Below are 14,895 nucleotides of genomic sequence, written 5' to 3'. Positions count from 1 at the left end.
CTCATACAATACCTCAGCATGGCTCATCGGAGGAGGACCGTCTCACATGGACTATCCTGGTTTTTTGCAGCGTTTGCATGAGGGTATTTCGGAGCCGTCCGGCAGTGGACGGCACAAACAGATCATTACGTTCGATAAACCTCATCAATACCGGGAATGCCTGTCCTATCTCAGGAAGCTGAAACCTGAGCTCGCGGGATTACGACAAGTGCAACCGGCCCGACTGATCCGCGCTCTCATCGCCCCTCTTCCAGGGGGAGACAGGCTGGGCAAATATCACAACGGTGTTACCGTTGAAGAAGATACGCGCATGAAGATTCACGCAGAAACAGCCCATATACCGAAAGCAGAGAGAAACCTTCCCATGCCTTGGGGAGTCAAGCAGGTCCGTGCATACAAGGCTTGGCCTTCCTCCACAGGCAATCGGGTCAGAATCGGGGTGATCGACACAGGAGCCGATTTTCAACATCCTGATCTTCGTTATTCTCTTGCCAGAGGTATTAATTTGCTTAATCGGACGATGTTACCCTATGACGATAACGGTCACGGAACTCACATTGCCGGTACTATCGCTGCTTCCAACTATGATGAGGGTATGGTCGGCGTAGCGCCGAGGGCTTTGATTCATCCTGTAAAAGCGTTTGACCATAACGGAGCCGCCTACGTCTCCGACATTATTCTCGGTATCGACTGGTGTGTGCTAAATCGTGTCGATATCATCAATATGAGCTTTGGCATGAAGTCACGCAGCAAGGCACTGCTTGATATGGTGAATAAAGCCTATCATAACGGGATCGTGATCGTGGCTTCTTCGGGCAATGAAGGCAAGCGTCGAGCTATTGACTACCCGGCTCGCTATTCCCAGACCATCTCGGTTGGAGCTACCGATAAATACAGACGCATCGCACCTTTTAGCAATCGGGGAGAATTTGTAGACGTGTACGCACCTGGCGAGAAAATCATATCCTCCTGGATACACGGCAGGCATCACGAAATGAGCGGCACCTCTATGGCTACTTCCCATGTCACCGGAAGCATCGCGCTTCTCCTTTCACTCAGACCGGAACTGGAGCCGGCGGAGATCAAAGCACTGCTCAAACGCACCGCCACACCGCTACGCCTTCGTAAAAGCAATGGACGCAGCTCTATCTCCACCAAGCTTGGAGAAGTGGATGCCTTCCGATTAATGCAGGAGGGAACCAAGTAAATGATACAGTTTGGAGAATCTTCGAAGCCACAGGAACAGCTAGACCTTTAACGTTGCGCCCGGCTCAAGCGAGTAAATAGCTTTTACAGCCCCTTCGCCACGTTCGATCCAGCCTTCTTTTATCAGTTCATCATATACTAGATCGGTATGCGATTTCGGTGCATGAACGAGCACAACCTGCTTGCTGGGCAATCGCTCCAGCATATGCTTCACATCCGACACTCCCTGATGCACCTTGTAAATTACATGCCGAACGGTGCAGCGGTCCTTTTGATCCGTTTTCTGACTCGTGCAATCCAGTAGATGTTTACCAAAAGACCCCCTTGAAGCATGCCCGGTCAAAACAACTCCATTGTTGTTGACTTTTCCATCGTCTGTATCACCGCCCAAACTCGGGTGGTCAGACAGGTACTGATAGTACCAGCGTGCGCGTGGTGAGTCCATCATGCCGTCTCCTGTCACGATAATGGCCGCTGCGTTCTGTTCCAGTAACCTTATTCGTTCCGCATGATTACGGGGTACAAACACGCTGTCATCACTCAGCACCTGTTCTATTCGCACAAGAGCCTCCGGACGCAGCCATTCTCTCCAGCTGCTTAAACGCTGCAACCCCTGCCATATATCCGGCTCTATAATTAAGGTCTGTCCGGGGAACTGCTCCCTGGTCCAAACGATCAGCTCCTGTCCCCGGCCAAAGGCAGGCACAGGCAGTAACACATGGCCCTTAGATGCTAATATCCGCCCCAGCTCGGCCCGCAGCCGCTCCAGCTTCACAGCCTGCGGGTCCTTATCCATGCCATAGGCATTATCCATTATGGCGATATCCGCCAGATTGATATCCGGCATCATTCCAAGATGGTCAGGTACACTTTTCCCCGCGCCCATGCTTGGCGTATCCGCAGCGAGCAGCTCGGATTCTCGGCTGTAATCGCCCGAAAAGAACAATCGCTTTCCTTCCAGTTCTACTCCAAACCACACTGCACCAGCCAAATGCCCACTGCGCCCCCATATGATTTGTACACCCGGACAAATCTCCCGCCATACACCTGACGGCGCTTCATCCTCCAGATAACGGTATGTAATAGCTTTAATATCCCGCTCATCGTATGGCAGTTGTCCACCTCTCGATGCTACATAAGAATGCCAGGAGCAAAAATAGGAATCCAACTGCTCTGCGGTAGCCTTGGTCGTCCAGACCTCTCCCCGGTATCCATACTTATAAAGTAAGGGTAGAGCCATCGAGTGATCTTCATGCGCATGGGACAGCAATACAGCAGATAGTCCCTGCGCCTCCTGAGGCGAGAATACAGGGTATTGTCCGATTCCTTCCTTTTTCACTCCACAATCCAGCATAATACGGTGCTGCTCTCCTTCAAAAACATAGCAGGAGCGGCCATGTTCGCCCGCTCCGCCCCAAATTCTAAGCTTGGTCATCGTCATTTCCACTTTCTCTGCGAGTTTAGGCTCTCCATCACCATCAGCAGCAGGGTAGTCAACCCGACCGATATGACTGCCATCGCCATGCCGAGCGACACCTGTCCCTGTTCAAACTGAGCAAAGATGTAGGTCGCAGACGTCTGAACGGATGGTGGCAGAATCAGTAATGAACCCACCAGTTCGCGCGAGGCAATGGTGAAGGTCATCATCCAGCCCGCCAGCATCCCCGGCAAAATCAGCGGTAACATAATCCGGCGGAATACGTAAAACGGACGTCCGCCAAACACCTGGCCTGCCTGAAAAAGGGCTGTGTCCACCTGCGTAAAGGCGCTTTTTACATATTGAACGGTATAAGGTACAAACAAGATCACATACGTCAGAATAACCATGCCGTAAGTGTTGTACAACGGAATGGGCATCCATGGCGAGTTCCACCATAAAATAAGGCCGACGACCATCACAATCCCCGGGACTGTGTTCGGCAGCAGGCTGAAGGCATCCACCGTCCGCTGAAGCACGGAACGTGATTGTCCCACAACAAGCGCAAACCATGTGCCTAGCAGGGCGGCAATCGTCGACGCGCCCAAAGACAGAAATACGCTATTCAGCAACGCCTCCATGCTTTCCGATCCCCAGGACAGCAGCTCCCTGTAATAATCGAGTGTAAAGTTGTTCCAGGCCAGCCCGATTCCCCTTAGCTTCATGGTAGAAGCAGCGATGATAGAGAAATAAGGGATGCCAATAGACGCAATAAGCAATAATAGAATAAAAGCAACACTTAGCCCTGTTGTCCAATCCGATACACGAAGACGGGAAGGACGAGAGCCTTTGCCCCCAACCAGTCTATACGTGTATTTGCGATTGATTACCGATTGCACATACCAGACCAGCAGACAGGCCGTTAGCAGCACCGAGGCCAGTGACGTTGCCTTGCCAAAGTCAATCGGCCAGCTGGAAATATATTTGTGAATTTCCGATGTCATGACCTCATATCCGATACGCCGTCCAAAGGTGGCGGGGGTACCAAACTCCGCAATCGTTTTGACGAAAATAAGCAATGCCCCCATTCCGTAAGCCGATAGCAGCAGGGGTAAAACGATCCGGCGGAATCTGTACCAAAAGCTGCCGCCCATCACAGCACCCGCTTCTTCCAGGCTACCGCCAATTCTTAGCAGCGCACCACGCAGCAGCAGGTATAAGAATGGAAACAGATGCAGACTCATGATCATCACCATGCCGCCAAAGCTAAAAAAGGACGGCGTTAAAACATGAAGCTCGGGAAGCAGCTGCGCCAGATACCCGTTTTTTTGCATAAACAAAATCCAGCCCATGGACCCGATATAGGGCGGGGTCATAAACGGAATCAGCAGCACCACGTCCAACCAGCGCCACCTTGCAAGACAAGTGTTGGACATGATCCATGCCAACGGAAGTGCAAGTACAGTCGTCCCGGCAATAACACAGATACCCAGCCAAATGGAGTTGAACAGAACACCCGCAAATCGGGATTCAGCCAACGTCCGCAAAGGTGCCGTCCATTGAAATGTCCCATCCGCATATACACTTTGGATAAAAATTTGCAGCAACGGCATGACGATCAGAAAAGCAAGCGCGATCAGAGCAAGCATCAGACACCACGCTCTGATCTGTTTGACAGATAGGACTCCCATCCGCTTACTTAAATATTTGCGTGAACTTCTCGGTCACGTCAGGCCCGTGCTCACCCATCCATTCCCAACGGGTGTTCAGCAAAGGGATCTCATCCAGGTTGGCACGCTTGTCGGCTTTGACATCCGTGCGGCCCGGAAGCAGGGAAGCATCCGCTACCAGCTTCTGTGCTTCGTCCGACAGCAGATAGTCAATGAATGCCTTGGCATTCTGCTCATGCTGCGTTGATTTGAGAATGGCCGCCGGACGAGGGCTGATCACTGTTCCTTCCTTCGGATAAACAATGTCTATCGGCTCGCCTTTGGCTTTAGCCTTATAGGTCATGTAATCGACCGCAGCTGCAACCATGCTTTTGGCTCCGGTAATGACCGGGTCCAGCGCTTCCTGATTCGCGCCAGCCATGGCAACACCATTAGCCTTGTACTGCTCGAACAACGTCCAGCCCCCATCGCCCTTGGCGCTCAGATAACCTGTCATGAAATCCAGCGCCGAGCCGGAGAGTGACGGATCGGGAATGTTAACTTGGTCCTTATACTCTGGCTTTGCCAGATCGGCCCATGATGTCGGTGGCGTCTTCACCAGATTCGTATTGTACGCAATACCTAGCGCCGAGGCACTGGTACTGAAATAATGGCCTTCCTTGTCAGACCAGTCGGGATTCAGCTTGTCCGCATTTTTGGCCTCGGGGTAGGGCAGCGTGAGTCCATCTTTTTTCAGCCCTTGCACGGAAGGAAGAGATGCCAGCACCACTACGTCTGCTACCGGATTCGTCTTCTCGGCTTCCATCCGAGCCAGAATTTTACCGGTTGTCCCCTGGAATAGTTCAACTTTAACTCCGCTTTGCGCCTCATAGCCTGCTACCAGCTTTTTCGCCAGCCCATCCGGGCCTGCACTGTAGACGACCAGTTTCTTATCACTGGATGCCGCCCCGGCTTGTCCGGCTGTTCCCGTCGCTTGCGCTCCGTCCTTGGAAGGTGTAGCGGCTCCACAGCCTGCAACAGCCAGTCCGAAGGTTAATGTTAATGCGAGCATTGCGCCTTTTTTCCATCCTGTACGAAAAACGTGCCTGTTCATCATCTTGTGTTTACCCCTTTTTCTATGGTTCGAGTTGGTGGATGTACTGCGGTGATACCCAAATTTGCTTTCGTGATCCTATGGACAAACGGGTCGAATGATAAGCGCTCCATAGCTCTCCATTCTCAGCCAGTATACGGATCTCATACCGATCCCCCACATAGCTGACATGCTGAACCTCTACTGTAAAAGCGTGCTGGTCCACTTGATCCTGTTGCCAGCGCACATGCTCAGGGCGGAATAGCATCCGCTCCGGCTGTAGCCAGTTCGATTTACCGATAAACCTCGCCACCTCTGGATGAGATGGACGACCATAGATTTCCTCTGGCGTTCCCGTCTGTAATATATGTCCGTTTTTCATGACGACCACCTCATCAGACATCGACATCGCCTCGACTTGATCATGGGTGACGTACAGGGCGGTCAGACCCAGATCGCGTACCAGTGAAAGCATTTCGATGCGCATTTCCTCCCGCAGCACCGCATCCAGTGCACTGAGTGGCTCATCGAACAATACAAGCCGGGGCCGAACGGCAACGGCGCGGGCAAAGGCGACCCGTTGCTGCTGTCCGCCGGACAACTCATGGGGATACCTACCTTCCATCCCCGATAGTCTGACCTTGTCCAGTGCCTCTAGCACCACCGCCCGCAGCTCCTTGGCACGCCCGCCACCGGGAAGTTTGGCCTGTTTGCCTGAACGCAGGCCGAAGGCCACATTTTCAAACACCGTCATATGGGGCCACAGCGCAAAGTCCTGAAATACCATGCCGAAATGACGAAGATGTGCAGGCACATCCTTTTTACGTTCAGCCGAAAATAGAATTTCCTCCCCCAACGTGACCATGCCGCTATCTGGCGTCTCCAGCCCGGCGATCATGCGCAGAAGCGTTGTTTTCCCACAGCCGGACGGACCGAGCAGTGTTGTGAATTTTCCCCGCCGCACAAGCAGATTGGTCTCGTGCAATGCGGTCATATGACCGAAGGTTTTACTCAACCCGTGAATATGTAGATCTTGATTCATCGCATTACCCGCCTGTTCTTCTGACTGACCCCAGTGTAAAACTTGAATTCGCAGCCTGTGTTATTGGAAAGTTAAAACAAAATTAATTATTTCAATGAATTGTGTTAATACTCATAGATTTAATCTATATAGAGGGGATTGATACTGTGGCACCAGAGGGCAGGCATACATTTCCGACCAATCAGAAAGTAGGGCATCCCAAGTGAATTTGAGTCTTCTAAAACTGCACATTGTAGAGTTGCTGGACAAGCACCATAAAATTACCACCGTGGCCGAGCTTCTCGGTCTGAAACAACCAACCGTTACCTTTCATATGAAGAATCTGGAGCGGGAATTCGGTGTAAAGCTGTTTGACACGAGGATGGGAAAAATCATCCTGACAGATGCTGGCCAAGCGCTACTCCACTATGCCGCCAAGATCAACGCACTCGCTGCCGAGGCAGAGCGGGTCGTCTGCGAATTTGACACGCTTCAGCGGGGAAGCATTCGAATCGGAGCAAGCTATGTACCTGCTACCTACTTGCTCCCTGCGGTGCTGCACCGTTTTGCCCGTGAGCATCCGGGGATTCATATTTCCTTGTCGGTGAGAACTGCTCCAGTGATCAAGGACATGCTCACTCGCCACGAAATTGACCTCGGCGTCATCTCGGCAGAGCCGTTTCAATCGCCAACGCTGGTGGCCGAGCCCTTAAGCGAGGATGAACTGGTACTCATCTGCGCACCCGGTCACCCGCTCGCAAGTGAAACCGGGCTGACGCCCGAACGAATCGCTTCTTCCTCCTTCGTGCTGCATGGCAAGGATTCCAGCACACGGCATATGACCGACAAATGGTTGGAGTACGACAACCGTCGTCTCCCCTCCTATTTGGAGCTGGATTCGCTTGAGGCGATTAAGCAGTCAGTCATGCTGGGAGAACACGTCTCCTTCGTCTCCCGCATTGCCGTACAATCGGAAGTCCAACGCGGGCTGCTGGTGATCCGGCCCATTCCGGGTCACCGTGTTGAAAGATACATTTATATGGTCAGCAACCAAGACCGCCACCGTTCGGCGCTGATTCGCCGTTTTGCTGAATATTTGTCATCGAACCAAGATTAAATCTTACCTGTTATATAGAAATTATGTTATTTTTTAATCGTAGTACCGCCCAGCCTTGACATACGACTGACAATAACCCCGTAAAGTATAGCGTGTACTACCATTCGGATGAACAGGAGAGGATAGAATGAAACAGAGGCTTCGTTTTACAAAAGTATTGTCGGTCTTAACCCTGAGCGCAGTGCTGCTCGTAACGGGATGGAAGGGAGCCGAGCCTGTACAGGCCGCCGCCAATGCCACTCCAAGCTATGAGGTAAAGCTGCTGCTGGATACGGCTCAGGTTCTCAATGCAGATGGCTCTCTGAAAAGCAGCATAGTACATGAGTTCCACATTAGCGATGAAGTACAAAGATTGAGCGTGGAGTATTTCGATACCGATCAGCTTCAATTGAACGGCGAGGGCTGGAACGTCAGATTTCGCAAAAAAGAGGATAAAAAGAATTATGAGTTAACCTACAAGAAGCGGTACACAGTCACAAACGGAGATATCGACGCGGCTCTCACCCAAGCCAATAAAGAAGGTTTTAGTGCATCCGATGATAACTATGATGCTGAGGTGGATTGGGGTTATAGCAAACAGACACTTAGCTTTTCCAATGACAAAAAAACGAACGCTTCCAAAGGATTAACTCTTCCGTCCCCGGATCAGGCGTTAAAGCAACTATTGGACAATCTTCCGGGCAAGCTGCAAAACTGGAAAGACAGCAACTGGGGCAAGAAAACTCTGGCAGACTCCAGAGTACGCGGTCCGGTACAGGTCAGCAAATATGAAGGCAGCTTCCAAGGACTGGATACCGACGTTGAAGTCTGGCCTATCCGCAGTGCCAGCGGATCCGGTACAGATACCATCATCGAAATTTCTTTTAAAACCACGGATTACAGCGCTGCCGCCAGCAACCGCACCCAGCTGATCAACTTGCTGCAATCCAAGGGATGGCTGGTTCCTGCCGATTCCCTGAAAACGAATCTGGTGCTGGAACGGTACTAAGCCAAGCTGCTTTCATATAAAAAGGAACCGCACGTGCCATCCTGTTCTGGATAGTACGTGCGGTTCTTTTATCGTTACAGCATTTACATACGTTCCGGCGCAGACACGCCCACCAGTTTCAGCACGTTGGCAATGGTGGTGCGCACCGCCCCAAACAGTGCCAAGCGAGCTTGCGTTTGAGCAGCATCCTCGGTGATGACGCGCTCTGCCTTATAGTAGCTGTGGAATAGTGAAGCCAGCTCATAGACATAGCGAATCATACGGTGCGGCGCAAAGTTCGCAGCTGCTACAGAGACTTCTTCTGGAAGCTCACCGATTTTGCGCAACAGGTCGTATTCATGCTCAGCCGTCAGCTTGGACAGGTCCACCTCTGCCAATGGCAGGACAGCAATCCCCTGCTCTTCAGCTTGACGATATACGCTGCACGCACGTGCGTGTGCATATTGCACGTAGAATACCGGATTTTCATTGGAGGTGGAAATCGCCAAATCCATGTCAAAATCCAAATGCGAGTCCATGCTGCGCATCGTGAAGAAGTAACGAATCGCATCCACGCCTACTTCTTCCATCAGGTCCTCCATCGTTACGGCCTTGCCGGTACGCTTGGACATCTTCACCTTTTCCCCGTTTTGGAACAGGCTGACCATCTGGGCAATCAGCACTTTAAGCTTATCCGGGTCATTCCCCAGTGCTTCCATTGCTGCCTTCATTCGTGGAATGTAGCCATGGTGATCCGCGCCCCAGATGTTGATGATCGTGTCATAACCACGAGCATATTTATCGCGATGGTAAGCGATATCAGGCGTCAGGTAAGTGTAGGTGCCGTCATTTTTGATCAATACGCGGTCTTTATCATCGCCGTATTTAGTCGTGTTCAGCCACGTAGCTCCGTCCTTCTCATAGATTTCATCACGATCACGGAGCTCGTTCAGCGCCTTGAGCACTTCGCCGTTATCATACAGCGATGTCTCGCTGAACCAGGAGTCAAAAGGTACACGGAACCGTTCCAGGTCACGCTTGATCTTGTTCAGTTCCTTTTCCAGACCATAGTCACGGAAATAAGCAGCGCGATCCCCTGGTTCCATAGACAACAGAGCATCGCCCTTCTCAGCCACCAGCTCTTTGGCAAACCCGATGATATCCTCACCATGGTAACCGTCCTCCGGCATCTCTGCGGGCTGTCCCAGCTCTTGCAAATAACGTGCTTCAATCGAACGGCTCATATTGTAAATCTGGTTACCCGCATCATTAATGTAGTATTCACGAGTAACCTGATATCCGGCATAATCAAGCACATTGCAAAGAGCATCCCCCACTGCTGCACCACGCGCATGCCCCAGGTGGAGGCTGCCTGTCGGGTTCGCGCTGACAAATTCGATTTGGACCTTTTTGCCTGCCCCTACCTGTACACGTCCGTAATCTGCTCCCTGCGCTTGTACTTGTTCAATAATGGTATACAGGTAGCTCTTGTTTAGACGGAAGTTAATAAAACCCGGTCCGGCAATTTCCGCACTCTCAATAGAAGCGGCAGCCAAATCCATATTTGCGATCAAGTCTTCAGCGATTTGACGCGGGTTTTTCTTGGCAATACGGGTAAGCTGCATCGCAGCATTGGTAGCCAAATCACCGTGTGACTTGTCCTTTGGTACTTCAAGCGTAATGGTCGGCAGCTCTTCGCGGCTCACGATTCCGACAGCCAGTATCGCGGCCTCGATTGCCGAGGTTACCTTTTGATTAATAAGTTCCAGTGGATTGCTTGTCATGATTGTTGCTCCTCCTGTATATGCAAACTGATGGCAAAATGCCCCGAGAAATCCTCAAATACGTACAGATCATAGGTCCAGCTCACATATCCGCTAAATCCATTCATCCGAATATCAAGCTTCTGCGTATGCGCAGACATGTTCAGGTTCAAATAAGGCGATCGGTAAAATCCCGGCAATCTGCGTCCAAGCGCAAATGACTGCTCCGATTGCACCTCGCCGTGACGGATCAGTTTAAGCTCATCAGGTCCGATTTTGACCGTGTTCCGTGTCGTTCCTCCCTGAGGCCCCTCTTGTGGCTCTTCATACCTTATATATAGATGCTTCCCACGCACGATGGCTTCACCGGGAAGCTCCTGGACCACATCTTCCCCATCATGATGACTATGAAGACGGATTTGGACCTTTGCATTGTGTGGCATGTGTTCGAACTCCATTCTATCGCTATCCTACTGTACTACTATATCCAGTTCCCGATTGCAATTCAAATGAGTTTTTACAAAAAGATGCTTTCATTCAAAAAAATCAGCTATCACAGGTTCGCTTCATCGGAGCCTGACTAAAACTTTCGATAAATCGGGAAGCCAGGGAAGACATGTATTTATCCTTGAGCCACACGGCGGCTACACGAGTATGCAATTCTTCACACATAATTTCCTTAACGATTAACTGGCTATTGCTGCCTAGTGACAACGCAGACTGTGAAATCATGCCGATACCCAGACCTTCATTAGCCCAGTGAAGCGTGGTGCGAGCATCATCGTTTTTGCAAAAGAAGTTGGGCTCAAAGCCATGCCTCATGCAGGTATCGTGGATCAGTTGTTCGAAGCGACGGTATACAATTAACGGCCTGTTCTTCAACTCTGACAATGTGATGGTCTTCTGGTCAGGGTCCCAGTCGTGTTCTTCTGTCATCACTGCAACCATCGGCTCGGAGGCCGCATATCTGCAGCCCAAATCGGTAGTGTTGAACGGTGTCCTGACAATACCGACCTCCACAATTCCTTTGTTCAGAAGGTCGAGAATCATAAACGTATTTCCCTCATGAATTTCAAATTTTACACCCGCATAGTTTTTATGGAATTCGGAAAGCCTGTCCTTCATCAGGGCTGCGCCGGAGGAAGAGACGGTTCCAATCGCGAGGGTCCCCTTCATGCCCATGGCAACATCATTAATTTCTCTTGTCGTAGCATCTGTCAGCTCCAAAATCTGCTTGGCTCTGTTCTGCAAAATGATCCCGGCCTCCGTCAGATGAAGACTTCGTGGACCTCGATGCACGAGTTTTACACCAAGCTCCTCCTCCAGCTGCATGAGCTGCTGACTTAAGGGAGGCTGGGCCATTTTCAGCTTTTTCGCGGCTGCCGTAATTTGTCCGGCCTCTGCAATGGCCAGGAAATACTTGAGATGTCTCAATTCCATCATGGACCTCCGGTACTGATATATGTAATACATATACCTCTAATATATATTAAATATTATTCATATGGGTTGGGATATGCCATAATCATATTCAGTTATCGCGCTGGGTCAACAGGCTTTATATATTATTTAGGTTAGGTGATGGTTGATTTGCTGAAATTCGCTATTTTTTTGAAGCCTTATAAAAAGGAAAGCATACTTGGGCCTCTGTTTAAGCTCATTGAAGCCATTCTGGAATTATTGCTGCCTACCATGGTTGCTCTCATGATTAATCACGGCGTTGGCAAAGAGGATACCCATTATGTGTGGCAGATGGGCCTTTTAATGCTGCTTATGACCGTGCTGGGCTTCGGCAGTTCAATGGTGTGCCAGTTTTATGCAGCCCGGGCCTCTCAAGGCTTTGGTACGACGCTGCGCAACACGATGTTCCAGCACATTTCATCGCTCTCTTATGCGGATCTCGATAAGTTTGGGACACCTTCGCTCATTAACCGGATTACAAACGATGTTAATCAGCTCCAAACGGCAGTGGCAATGCTGATTCGTCTGGTCATTCGTGCTCCTTTTATTTGTATCGGGGCTATTATAATGTCGATGATTCTGGACTTCCGTCTGGCTTTGGTGCTGTTGGCGGCTACGCCGATCCTGGCTGTGATTTTGTATCTGGTCATTACGAAGGCTTCACCATTCTACCGCTTATATCAGAAAAAACTGGATAAAATCGCTTTGGTGCTAAGCGAGAATCTGACCGGGGTACGGGTAATACGGGCTTTTGCCAAAAGAGGAGCCGAACGGGGAAAGTTCACTACAGCCTCCGATGATCTGACCCAGACTGCCATTCGTGTCGGTCGTATTTCCGCTTTGCTTAGCCCGGCCACTCTGCTGGTGGTCAACGGAGCCATTATCGCCATCCTGTGGGTCGGGGGTATCCATATTCAGTATGGAGCTCTTACACAAGGTGAGATTATCGCTTTTATTAATTATATCACGCAGATTTTACTGGCTCTGATTGTGGTGACCAATTTGATTATATTGTTCACCAAGGCTTCTACTTCAGCGGCACGGATTCAGGAGGTGCTGGATACACGAGCTTCGATCTCTGATGTGGCTGCATCTGGAGGTCAGCCACGTGCAGATCATATGTCCCCACAAGACACTGTACCAGCTATCTCCTTTGAGCATGTCTCCTTTGGATACAATACAACAGGACAAATGGCGCTTAGCGATATAGACGTAGATATCTATCCCGGTGAAACGGTCGGCATCATCGGAGGAACAGGCTCGGGAAAATCTACATTTGTGAATCTCATTCCCAGATTCTATGATGCAGTGGAAGGTAGTATACGGGTCGATGGAATCAATGTCCGGGATTACACACTTAAGCAGCTGCGGCAAAAGATCGGGATTGTCCCACAGAAGGCGCTACTGTTCACCGGCACCATAGCGGATAATATCCGCTGGGGCAATGAACATGCCACCGATGAGGAAGTCGCGCGGGCAGCCACCATCGCACAAGCGAATGAGTTCATTTCCAGCTTACCCGAAAAATACCACGCCCCGATTACCCGAGGCGGTCTTAATCTGTCGGGAGGCCAGAAGCAGCGGCTTACTATTGCAAGAGCTATTGTAGGGAACCCGGAAATCCTTATTTTGGATGATTCCTCAAGCGCACTTGATTTCGCAACCGACGCTGCCCTGCGCAAATCGCTACGGGACAATAGCGCCCATATGACCGTCCTGCTGGTCTCGCAACGGGTAAGCAGCGTGCAACATGCCGATAAGATTATCGTATTTGATGAAGGACGGATTGCCGGTATCGGCACACATGATCAGTTGATGAGCAGCTCAGATGTATATAAGGAAATTAATCGTTCCCAGCTCTCAACACAGGAGGTAGATCAATGAGCAGCAAGGAAACGTGGAAAAGACTGTTAACCTATGTGAATCAATATAAGAACACGACCTTTGGGATCATTGTCTGTGCGATTATTAGCGTGCTTGCCAGTCTGATCGGGCCCTATATGATTGGTCGAGCTATCGACCATATGGCGGGTCAGGGGGGAGTTGATTTTAGAGGTGTCGCGCAAATTCTAGCCGGATTAGGCATTGTATATGCCGTAGGCAGTCTGTTTAGCTGGCTGCTTACGTATTTGACGAACCGGATTGCTTTTCAGACGGTAAATGATATGCGGCGGGAGTTATTTGATCATTTTAATATCCTCCCGTTAAGTTTCCATGACAATCACCCTCAAGGAGACAGCATTAGCCGATTTGTAAACGATATGGATGCTGTGTCAGATGGGTTGCTCCAAGGTTTCTCTACCCTGATTACGGGGATTGTTACCATCATAGGCTCCATTGTGCTTATGTTATATATCAGTCCCATAATGACGCTGGTGGTACTCGTCTCAGCCCCCGTCACGTATGGCGTGGCCAGATTCATTACCACAAGATCTCAACGCATGTTCCGCGAACAGGCCAAAATTTTAGGAAGTCTGAACGGTTATGTGGAGGAAATGATCGGCGGACAGCGGGTAGTGACTGCCTTTCATTATGAAAACCGCACGTTCGAGGAATTCTCTGCTAAAAATGAACAATTGTATCAAGCCGGGGTAAAATCACAGTTCTATGGATCATTATCGAACCCCTCTACCCGATTGGTCAACAACATGACTTTTTCGGTTACTGCGATGATTGGCTGTATATCCATCATTTTGGGTGTGATCTCGGTGGGCGGACTGTCAAGCTTTCTTATTTATACTAATTTGTTCGCCAAGCCATTTAATGAAATTACGGGTGTGCTCACCCAGTTTCAATCGGCAACAGCTTCCGCTCAGCGCATATTTGCCATTCTGGATTCGCCGCCAGAGCAGCCGGAAAAATCAAACGCAGTGCCGTTGGAACGCAGCAAAGGTACGATTGTTTTTGATCATGTCAAATTCTCCTATAACCCGGAACGTACACTCATTACGGACTTTAGTCTCGAGGTTAAGCCGGGCACACGGGTCGCGATTGTCGGCCAGACCGGGGCAGGCAAAACGACACTCGTCAACCTGCTCATGCGGTTTTACGATGTGGACAGCGGCTCCATATCCATCGACGGGGTGAATATCAACGACATGTCCCGGGACAGCTTGCGGACGAACTTTGGCATGGTGCTTCAGGATACCTGGCTGTTCAGCGGCACCATTCGGGACAATATCGCTTACGGAAAGCCGGAAG

The 14,895-nt window shown here is 50.4% G+C and carries 12 protein-coding genes; 5 read left to right on the top strand and 7 right to left on the bottom strand.

Annotated features, from left to right (window positions below; all coding sequences use genetic code 11):
* Window positions 1-46: 46 nt before the first annotated feature.
* On the top strand, window positions 47-1,207 hold the full coding sequence (locus L693_RS0121130; RefSeq protein WP_025719745.1) for a S8 family peptidase: 1,161 nt from the start codon (window positions 47-49) through the stop codon (window positions 1,205-1,207).
* Between the two features lie 39 nt (window positions 1,208-1,246).
* On the opposite strand, the gene L693_RS0121125 is transcribed toward L693_RS0121130, so the two are convergent.
* The 4 genes from L693_RS0121125 to L693_RS0121110 are packed head-to-tail and all read right to left on the bottom strand — an operon-like array spanning window position 1,247 to window position 6,407.
* A complete protein-coding gene (locus L693_RS0121125) occupies window positions 1,247-2,647 on the bottom strand; it encodes an MBL fold metallo-hydrolase (RefSeq protein WP_025719744.1) in 1,401 nt (466 codons plus the stop codon).
* Window positions 2,644-4,314: an ABC transporter permease gene (locus tag L693_RS0121120; RefSeq protein ID WP_025719742.1), complete on the bottom strand. Its 1,671-nt coding sequence runs from the start codon at window positions 4,312-4,314 to the stop codon at window positions 2,644-2,646. The genes L693_RS0121125 and L693_RS0121120 overlap by 4 nt, the downstream gene beginning before the upstream one ends.
* Window positions 4,315-4,318: 4 nt before the next feature.
* The gene (locus tag L693_RS0121115) at window positions 4,319-5,389 is read right to left on the bottom strand and encodes an ABC transporter substrate-binding protein (RefSeq protein WP_025719740.1); all 1,071 of its coding nucleotides are present in this window, start codon (window positions 5,387-5,389) and stop codon (window positions 4,319-4,321) included.
* Window positions 5,390-5,408: 19 nt separating this feature from the next.
* Window positions 5,409-6,407 carry an ABC transporter ATP-binding protein gene (locus L693_RS0121110; RefSeq protein WP_025719738.1) on the bottom strand — a complete coding sequence of 333 codons (999 nt, stop codon included), beginning with the start codon at window positions 6,405-6,407 and terminating at the stop codon, window positions 5,409-5,411.
* Between the two features lie 202 nt (window positions 6,408-6,609).
* Between L693_RS0121110 and L693_RS0121105 the strand changes: the two genes are divergently transcribed.
* Window positions 6,610-7,503 (top strand): LysR family transcriptional regulator, encoded by an 894-nt coding sequence (locus tag L693_RS0121105; protein WP_025719736.1) that lies wholly within the window; start codon window positions 6,610-6,612, stop codon window positions 7,501-7,503.
* Between the two features lie 127 nt (window positions 7,504-7,630).
* Window positions 7,631-8,491 (top strand): hypothetical protein, encoded by an 861-nt coding sequence (locus tag L693_RS0121100; RefSeq protein ID WP_025719734.1) that lies wholly within the window; start codon window positions 7,631-7,633, stop codon window positions 8,489-8,491.
* 83 nt (window positions 8,492-8,574) lie between these two features.
* On the opposite strand, the gene argS is transcribed toward L693_RS0121100, so the two are convergent.
* From argS to L693_RS0121085, 3 genes are all read right to left on the bottom strand, one after another.
* Complete coding sequence (gene argS / locus L693_RS0121095) at window positions 8,575-10,254, bottom strand: arginine--tRNA ligase (RefSeq protein ID WP_025719732.1); 1,680 nt, start codon at window positions 10,252-10,254, stop codon at window positions 8,575-8,577.
* Complete coding sequence (locus tag L693_RS0121090) at window positions 10,251-10,691, bottom strand: DUF1934 domain-containing protein (protein ID WP_081752181.1); 441 nt, start codon at window positions 10,689-10,691, stop codon at window positions 10,251-10,253. Before L693_RS0121090 ends, argS begins: the two co-directional genes overlap by 4 nt.
* Before the next feature lie 88 nt (window positions 10,692-10,779).
* A complete protein-coding gene (locus tag L693_RS0121085) occupies window positions 10,780-11,673 on the bottom strand; it encodes a LysR family transcriptional regulator (protein ID WP_025719728.1) in 894 nt (297 codons plus the stop codon).
* A 150-nt stretch (window positions 11,674-11,823) separates the two neighbouring features.
* On the opposite strand from L693_RS0121085, the gene L693_RS0121080 reads away from it, so the two are divergent.
* Both L693_RS0121080 and L693_RS0121075 read left to right on the top strand, forming a co-directional pair.
* Complete coding sequence (locus L693_RS0121080; protein ID WP_025719726.1) at window positions 11,824-13,578, top strand: ABC transporter ATP-binding protein; 1,755 nt, start codon at window positions 11,824-11,826, stop codon at window positions 13,576-13,578.
* Window positions 13,575-14,895, top strand: a 1,321-nt coding sequence (locus tag L693_RS0121075) for an ABC transporter ATP-binding protein (RefSeq protein ID WP_025719724.1), incomplete at its 3' end; no start/stop codon positions are given. The genes L693_RS0121080 and L693_RS0121075, both read left to right, overlap by 4 nt.

Source organism: Paenibacillus sp. 1-18 (assembly GCF_000520755.1).
In the GTDB taxonomy this organism is placed as follows: Bacteria; Bacillota; Bacilli; order Paenibacillales; family Paenibacillaceae; genus Paenibacillus; species Paenibacillus brasilensis.
This window is presented reverse-complemented; position numbering and strand designations above follow the sequence as displayed.

Bases quoted from the DNA above. Each gene is read 5' to 3' on its own strand.
- L693_RS0121130 (WP_025719745.1), top strand. From the start codon at position 47: ATGGACTATCCTGGTTTTTTGCAGCGTTTGCATGAGGGTATTTCGGAG.
- L693_RS0121125 (WP_025719744.1), bottom strand. From the start codon at position 2,647: ATGACGATGACCAAGCTTAGAATTTGGGGCGGAGCGGGCGAACATGGC.
- L693_RS0121120 (WP_025719742.1), bottom strand. From the start codon at position 4,314: ATGGGAGTCCTATCTGTCAAACAGATCAGAGCGTGGTGTCTGATGCTT.
- L693_RS0121115 (WP_025719740.1), bottom strand. From the start codon at position 5,389: ATGATGAACAGGCACGTTTTTCGTACAGGATGGAAAAAAGGCGCAATG.
- L693_RS0121110 (WP_025719738.1), bottom strand. From the start codon at position 6,407: ATGAATCAAGATCTACATATTCACGGGTTGAGTAAAACCTTCGGTCAT.
- L693_RS0121100 (WP_025719734.1), top strand. From the start codon at position 7,631: ATGAAACAGAGGCTTCGTTTTACAAAAGTATTGTCGGTCTTAACCCTG.
- argS (WP_025719732.1), bottom strand. From the start codon at position 10,254: ATGACAAGCAATCCACTGGAACTTATTAATCAAAAGGTAACCTCGGCA.
- L693_RS0121090 (WP_081752181.1), bottom strand. From the start codon at position 10,691: ATGGAGTTCGAACACATGCCACACAATGCAAAGGTCCAAATCCGTCTT.
- L693_RS0121085 (WP_025719728.1), bottom strand. From the start codon at position 11,673: ATGGAATTGAGACATCTCAAGTATTTCCTGGCCATTGCAGAGGCCGGA.